The organism is Psychrobacter sp. W2-37-MNA-CIBAN-0211, assembly GCF_040309405.1.
Lineage (GTDB): Bacteria > Pseudomonadota > Gammaproteobacteria > Pseudomonadales > Moraxellaceae > Psychrobacter > Psychrobacter glaciei.
In genome coordinates this window covers 1-249 of record NZ_JBEOOU010000443.1, presented here as the reverse complement: position 1 = coordinate 249, position 249 = coordinate 1, and the positions used below count along the sequence as shown (strand labels likewise).

At 46.6% G+C, this 249-nt stretch carries 1 protein-coding gene; it reads right to left on the bottom strand.

What is annotated here, in order from left to right:
• A partial coding sequence (gspI, locus tag AAEY72_RS15820; RefSeq protein ID WP_352311596.1) for a type II secretion system minor pseudopilin GspI occupies nucleotides 1-249 on the bottom strand: 249 nt, incomplete at both ends.

The following is a 249-nucleotide window of genomic DNA, read 5'->3' as shown; positions in this document are numbered from 1 at the left end:
ATTCACGGCCTGCGAGTTCTGACTGACCTGTTTTTTGGCCTATATCAGGAAAGGTACCAGGCAATCGCACGTCGACCATTTGGTTACTGGCCACCCATTGCGCTAAAGTTCGTTCTTCTAAAATGGGCATATTAGCCATGATCTCACTCAAGCTTTTTGTCACCGATACCGCAGCAATTGAAAATACCGCTAAAGCAACTATCACCTCAAGTAAGGTCATGCCACGGCTTTTACCGCGCATGTGAATAG